The sequence below is a fragment of the Streptomyces sp. NPDC047130 genome, assembly GCF_040643475.1.
Lineage (GTDB): Bacteria > Actinomycetota > Actinomycetes > Streptomycetales > Streptomycetaceae > Streptomyces.
On the sequence record NZ_JBEYUK010000035.1, the window covers coordinates 1 to 7,594 of the forward strand.

The window sequence follows — 7,594 nt, forward strand, 5'->3', positions numbered from 1 at the left end:
TCCCCCGCGGCCCCCACCGCCTCCAGCCAGAACCGCTCACGCTGGAACGCATACGTCGGCAGACCCACACCCGGCCCCGACAGATACCGGCCCCAGTCCACGGCGGTGCCCTGGGCGAACAGGCCGGCCAGGGCCCGTCCGAAGGCGGCCGTCTCCCCCGCTCCCTTGCGCAGGGCCGGGACGGCGGTCGCGTCCTCGCTGATGTGCGGGACGAGGGCGGCGAGGGTGCCGTCCGGGCCGATCTCGAGGAAGGTCCGGGTCTCGGCGTCGGTCAGGGAGGCGATCGCGTCGGCGAACCGGACGGGCTCGCGGATCTGCCCCACCCAGTAGTCGGGGGTCGCCAGGTCGCCGGAAGCGGTGGCGACGACGGGGACGGTCGGGGCGTGGTAGGTCAGGGACTTCGCGACGGCGGCGAACTCGTCGAGCATCGGCTCCATCAGGTGCGAGTGGAACGCGTGCGAGACGACCAGCCGCTTCACGCGCACGCCCTCGGAGCGCAGGCGCTCCTCCAGCGCGCCGACCGCGTCGGCGTCCCCGGAGACCGTGATGGAGGTCGGCCCGTTCACGGCCGCCAGGTCCACGCCCTCCGGAAGCTCCAGCTCTTCGGCGGCTTCCACCGCCAGCATCGCGCCGCCCTCGGGCAGCGCGTCCATCAGGCGCCCCCGCGCCGACACCAGTCGGCACGCGTCGTCCAGCGACAGCACGCCGGCGCAGTGCGCCGCCGCGATCTCGCCGATCGAGTGGCCGACCAGCACGTCCGGGGTCACGCCCCAGGACTCCACCAGGCGGAACAGCGCCACCTCGACGGCGAACAGGGCGGGCTGCGTGTACACGGTCCGCGCCAGCAGCTCCGCGTCCTCGCCGAACACCACGTCCCGCAGCGGCAGTTCGAGGTCGACCCGGGCGCACACGGCGTCGAAGGCGTCGGCGAAGACCGGGTAGGCGTCGTACAGCTCACGGCCCATCCCGACCCGCTGCGCGCCCTGGCCCGAGAACAGGAAGCCCGTGCGGCCACTGCGTGCCGTGCCGTTGACGACACCCGGTGAGGGCTCGTCGGCGGCGAGGGCCCGGAGGCTGGTGAGCAGTTCGTCCCGGTCGTCACCGAGCACGACCGCCCGGTGCTCCAACGCCGCACGACCGGTCGCCAGCGTGTGCGCCACCGCCGCGGCATCCGCCTCGGGACGCTCGGCCAGGAAGGACGCCAAGCGCCCGGCCTGCGCGACCAGGGCACCCCGCGACCGGGCCGACAACATCCACGGCCCCGCCGCCCCGGACCCCACCGGTGCCACCTCGGCGGCTTCGGCTGCCTCGGCGGCCTGCTCCAGGATCACGTGCGCGTTGGTCCCGCTCACGCCGAACGACGACACACCCGCTCGACGCGGACGCCCCGCCTCCGGCCAGGGCCGGTCCTCGGTGAGCAGCGACACGGCGCCCGCGGACCAGTCCACGTGCGGCGTCGGCTCGTCCACGTGCAGCGTCCGCGGCAGTACGCCCCGGCGGAGCGACTCCACCATCTTGATCACACCGGCGACGCCCGAAGCGGCCTGCGTGTGACCGATGTTGGACTTCACCGAGCCCAGGTACAGCGGCTCCTCACGGTCCTGCCCGTACGTCGCCAGCAGCGCCTGCGCCTCGATCGGGTCACCCAACCGGGTACCGGTGCCGTGCGCCTCCACCGCGTCGACCTCGGACGCCTCCAGCCCGGCTGCCGCCAGCGCGGCCCGCACCACCCGCTGCTGCGCCGGACCGTTCGGCGCCGTCAGACCGTTCGACGCACCGTCCTGGTTGACTGCCGATCCCCGCACCACCGCGAGCACCTGGTGGCCGTTGCGGCGGGCGTCGGACAGCCGTTCCACGAGCAGGACGCCGACGCCCTCGCCCCAGCCGGTGCCGTCCGCGGCGGCCGCGAACGCCTTGCACCGGCCGTCGGACGCCAGACCGTCCTGGCGGTCGAACTCGGCGAAGACACCGGGGGTGCTCATCACCGCGACGCCGCCCACGACCGCCATGGAGCACTCGCCGGCGCGCAGCGACTGGGCGGCCAGGTGCAGGGCCACCAGCGACGACGAGCACGCCGTGTCCACGGTGACGGCGGGACCCTCCAGGCCGAAGGTGTAGGCGACGCGGCCGGACAGCACGCTGCCCGACATGCCGGTCAGGAAGTGCCCCTCGGAGCCGGAGTCGGTGGCTCCGACGCCGTAGCCGGAGGGGGAGGCGCCGACGAAGACGCCGGTCGGCGTTCCCTGGAGCGCGCGCGGGTTCATGCCCGCCCGCTCCAGCGCCTCCCAGGCCGTCTCCAGCAGCAGCCGCTGCTGCGGGTCCATCGCCAGCGCCTCACGCGGCGAGATCCCGAACAGTCCGGCGTCGAACTCCGTGGCGTCGTGCACGAAGCCGCCCTCGAGGGCGAAGTCGACGCTCGCGCCGGGAGCCGCCCGCCAGCCTCGGTCGGTGGGGAAGGCGCCGACGCCGTCCCGGCCCTCGGCGACGAGGTCCCACAGGGCCTCGGGCGAGTCCACCCCGCCGGGGTAGCGGCAGGCCGTGGAGACGATGGCGAGCGGTTCGTCGGACGCCACGGCCGTCGTGCCGTCCGTGGCGTCCGCGCGCTCGTCCTCGCTGATCAGCGACAGCAGGTGGCGCGCGACCGCGGCGGGGGTGGGGTGGTCGAAGACGAGGGTCGCGGGCAGCGGCAGACCGACGGCTTCGGCGACGTGCTTGCGGACCTGGAGCGCGGTGAGGGAGTCCACGCCCAGGTCCTTGAACGGGCGGTCGGCCTCGACGGGTTCGGGATAGCCGAGGACGGTGGCGGTCTCGCGGCGGACCAGGTCGGCGAGCGTACGGCCGCGTTCCGACTCGGGCACCCCGGCCAGCAGGGACCGCACGGCCGCGGAGGCGCCCGGGGCGTCCGACGAGGTCTCGCCGCCGTCCGCGGTCTCCGCGAGGGCGTCGGCCGCCTCGGGCAGCGCGGTCAGCAGCGGGCTGGGCCGGCGGCTGGTGAAGGCGGGCGTGAAGCGTGCCCAGTCCACGTCGGCGACGGTCAGGCAGGCGTCCTCGGAGTCGATCGCGCGCTCCAGCGCGGCGATGCACAGGGCCGCGGCCATGGGGCGCAGCCCTCGGCGTCGGAGGTATTCGTCGGCGCCGTCCCGCGCGGCCATGCCGGCTTCCGCCCAGGAGCCCCAGGAGACGGCGGTGGCGGCCCGGCCCGCTGCCCGGCGGGCGGTGGCGAGGGCGTCGAGCTGGGCGTTGGCGGCGGCGTAGGCGCCCTGTCCGCCGCTGCCCCAGATGCCGGCGATGGACGAGAAGAGGACGAACAGTTCGGCGTCGGGGAGGAGCGCGTCGAGGTGTTCGGCGCCGAGGGCCTTGGCCCGCAGGCCGTCGGCGAGCTCCGGGACCGACGTGGCGTCGAGCGGGAGGACCGGGTCGAGTCCCGCGGCGTGGACGACGCCGGTGACCGGGTGTTCGGCGAGCAGCGCGGCGAGTGCGTCGCGGTCGGCGACGTCGCAGGCGACGACGGTGGCCGCCGCCCCGAGGCCCGCCAGTTCGGCGACGAGGTCGGCGGCGCCGGGGGCGTCCCCGCCCCGTCTGCTGCACAGCACCAGCTTCCGGGTGCCCCGGCGTGCGAGCATCCGGGCGGTTTCCGCGCCCAGCGCGCCGGTTCCGCCCGTGATCAGGACGGCTTCGGGTGCGGCGGGCCGGGGGGCCGGCTCACCGGTGGTGGTGGAGGGGGCGTGGAGCAGGCGGCGTACGTAGACCCCTTCGGCCCGTACGGCCACCTGGTCCTCGGCCCCGGTCAGTACGGCGGCGAGGCGGGCCAGCGCGCGGGGTTCGGCGTCGGCGGGCAGGTCGACGAGACCGCCCCAGCGCTCGGGGTGTTCCAGGGCGGCGACGCGGCCGAGGCCCCAGACGCGGGCGGCGGCGGGGTCGGTGATCCGGTCGGCGCGGTGCGCGGCGACGGCGCCGCGGGTGAGGCACCACAGCGGTGCGGTGATCTCGGCGTCGGCCAGCGCCTGGACGACGGTGAGGGTGGCGCCGAGTCCGACGGAGACCGCCGGGTCCTCGGGGTGCGGCCTGCGGTCGTCGGCGGACAGCGACAGGACGCCGTTGATCCGCGCGGCGGATCCGGCCGCCCCGCGCAGGAGTTCGCTGAGGCCCCACCGGTCGAGGCCGTCGTCGGGCACGGTCAGTTCGGTCAGGTCCGCGCCGGCCTCGCGCAGCGCCCGGGCGCAGAGCGCGGCGTGGTCGGCGTCCGTCCCCTCCGTGCGCAGCAGCAGCCAGTGCCCGTCGAGTGCGGTGGCGGGGGCCCGCTCGGCGGGCTGCCAGGCGACGCGGTAGCGCCAGGCGTCGACCGTGGAGCGTTCGGCGCGGCCACGCCGCCACACCGAGAGGGCGGGCAGCACGGTCTCCAGACCGTCGCCGGACTCGAGGTGCAGGGTGCCGGCGACCTGGTCGTAGTCGAGCCGGTCGACGGCGTCCCAGAACTCGGTCTCGTCCGGATCGCCGCCCGTGGCCGCGTCCAGGGCGCGGGCGACCTCGGGGGGTTCGGTCATCCAGTAGTGGGTGTGCTGGAAGGCGTAGGTGGGGAGGTCGACGGGCCGGGCTTCCGGCAGGACGGTGGCCCAGTCGACGGGGACACCGGCGACGTGGGCCTCGGCGAGCGCGGTCAGCCAGCGCGTCGCGTCGCCGCGGTCGCGGTGCAGGGACGCCAGGGTGGCGCCCTGTCGATCGGACGCCTCCAGGGTCTGCTCGATGCCGGGGGTGAGCACCGGGTGCGGGCTGCTCTCCAGGAACAGGGAGCGGCCGTCGGCCAGGAGTGCTTCGGTCGCGTCGCCGAACCGGACCAGGGAGCGGAGGTTGTCGTACCAGTACTCGGCGCCCATCTCGGCGGTGTCGATCCGACCGCCCGTCAGCGACGAGTACAGCGGGACCGTCGACGACACGGGCGTGATCGGGGCGAGCTCGGTGAGGATCTGCTCCCGCAGCTCCTCCACCTGCACCGAGTGCGAGGCGTAGTCCACGGGAATCCGGCGGGCGCGCACGCCCCGCTCCTCACACGCCGTCATCAGCGCGTCCAGCGCCTCCGGCTGACCCGACACGACCGTCGAACCGGGACCGTTCACCGCGGCCACGGACACCCGGCCTTCGGAGCCCGCCACCAGTTCCTCCGCGATGTCCGAGCCGGCGGCCAGGGACACCATGCCCCCGCGTCCGGCCAGAGCCCGCAGCGCACGCGAACGCAGCGCCACCACACGCGCCCCGTCCGACAAGGTCAGAGCACCCGCCACGACCGCGGCGGCGATCTCACCCTGCGAGTGCCCCACCACCGCAGACGGGACCACACCGGCCGACCGCCACAGCTTCGCCAGGGACACCATCAGCGCCCACAGCACCGGCTGGACCACATCGACACGGCCCCACAGGCTCTCGTCCTCGCTCTCCAGCACCTCCCACAACGACCAGTCCACGAACGGCTCCAACGCCGCCGCGCACTCCTCCAACGACTCCCGGAACACCGGCGACCACACCGCCAGTTCCCGCCCCATCCCCAGCCACTGCGACCCCTGACCAGGGAACACCAGCACCGGCGCACCACCGGACCGCGCCACACCCCGCACCACACCCGGATGCGCCACGTCCCGCGCCAGCGCACGCAACGCACCGGCACGGTCCTCCCCCACCACCACCGCACGGTGCTCCAGCACCGCACGTGAGAGGAGGGAGCGGCCCACGGAGGCGGGGTCGGTGTCGGCGAGGGCGGTGAGCCGGGCGGCCTGGGCGGCGAGGGCTTCGGCGGTGTGCCCGGACAGCACCCAGGGGACCACGGGGAGCACCGGCCGGCCGGCGTCGGCGGTCGTCGCCGGGGCGCTGCCGCTGTCGGCCTCCTCGCCGCCCACGCCGTCCTCGGCGTCGACGGTTCCGTCGGTGCCGTCGGCGGCGGCCCGTTCGGCCGTCGCGTCGGGGCCCTCCAGGATGATGTGGACGTTGGTGCCGCTGATGCTGAACGAGGAGACGCCCGCCCGGCGGGGCCGTTCCGCGTCCTGGGGCCAGGCGACCGGCTCGGTGAGCAGCTGGACCTGGCCCTGGGACCAGTCGACGTGCGGGGTGGGTTCGCCGACGTGGAGGGTGGGCGGCAGCTGCTCGTTGCCGAGGGCGAGCACCATCTTGATGAGCCCGGCGACGCCGGAGGCGGCCTGCGCGTGCCCGATGTTGGACTTGACGGAGCCGAGGCGCAGCGGCTCGCGGCGGGTGCCCTGACCGTACGTGGCGAGCAGCGCCTGGGCCTCGATCGGGTCGCCCAGCTTGGTGCCGGTGCCGTGCGCCTCGACCGCGTCCACGTCGCCGGGGCTCAGGCGGGCGTTCTCCAGGGCCGCGAGGATGACCCGCTCCTGGGAGGGGCCGTTGGGGGCGCTCAGGCCGTTGGACGCGCCGTCCTGGTTGACCGCCGATCCGCGGATCACCGCGAGGATCCGGTCGCCGCGCCGCTCGGCGTCGGCGAGGCGGCGCAGGACGATCGTGCCGGAGCCCTCGGCCCATCCGGTGCCGTCGGCGTCCGCGGAGAACGGCTTGCACCGGCCGTCCGCGGCCAGGCCGCGCTGCCGGCTGAACTCGGTGAAGATGCCGGGGCTCGTCATCACGGTCACGCCGCCGGCGAGGGCGGCGTCGCACTCGCCCGACCTCAGCGCCTGCACGGCGAGGTGGATGGCGACCAGCGACGACGAGCAGGCGGTGTCGACGGTGACGGCGGGGCCTTCGAGGCCGAGGGCGTAGGAGACCCGGCCGGAGACGACGCTGGGGGCGCTGCCGGTCAGCAGGTGTCCTTCGACGCCCTCGGGCAGGGCGCGCAGCCCGGCGCCGTAGGCGGACGAGGAGGAGCCGACGAAGACGCCGGTGCGGCTGCCGCGCAGGGACAGCGGGTCGATGCCCGCGCGCTCCAGGGCCTCCCAGGAGGTCTCCAGGAACAGCCGCTGCTGCGGGTCCATGGCGAGCGCCTCGCGCGGCGAGATGCTGAACAGGCCGGCATCGAACTCGCCGGCCTCGTGGACGAATCCGCCCTCGCGCACGTAGGTGGTGCCGGCGGCGTCCGGTGCCTCGTCGTAGATGGCGGCGGTGTCCCAGCCGCGGTCCACGGGGAAGGCGGAGATGCCGTCGCGGCCCTCGGAGACCATCTCCCAGAGGTCCTCGGGGGAGCGGACGTCCCCGGGGTAGCGGCATGCCATGCCGACGACCGCCACGGGCTCGCTGCCGCGCGCCTCGGCGATCCGCAGGCGGCGACGCGTCTGCCGCAGGTCCGCGGTGAGCCGCCTGAGATAGTCGAGGTACTTCTGGTCGTCGGCCACTCGCTGTCACCTTCTCCGGACCCCGCAGCGCACTTTCGCGGCGGAAATTCGCTGAATTACCAGGACCGCGCGACAAAAGAATTCCGTCTGCCTTTTCCTCGATGCGGAAAGGGCGTTCTCGGCAGGCAATCGAAATTCCGTGCGGAAACTCTCGCTGAGCCTACGAACGGCTCCGAGGCGTGGACAACCCCTAGCCCGACCCCTTAGGGGGCCGGGCCGGCCGGTGGCATCGGCGGGGCTGTCGGAGCGGACGGGAAAGGGGC

At 74.9% G+C, this 7,594-nt stretch carries 1 protein-coding gene; it reads right to left on the reverse strand.

Annotated features, from left to right (window positions below):
- The coding region (locus ABZ836_RS27985) for a type I polyketide synthase (RefSeq protein ID WP_361146713.1) at positions 1-7,331 on the reverse strand (7,331 nt) is incomplete at its 3' end.
- Between the last annotated feature and the right edge of the window lie 263 nt (positions 7,332-7,594).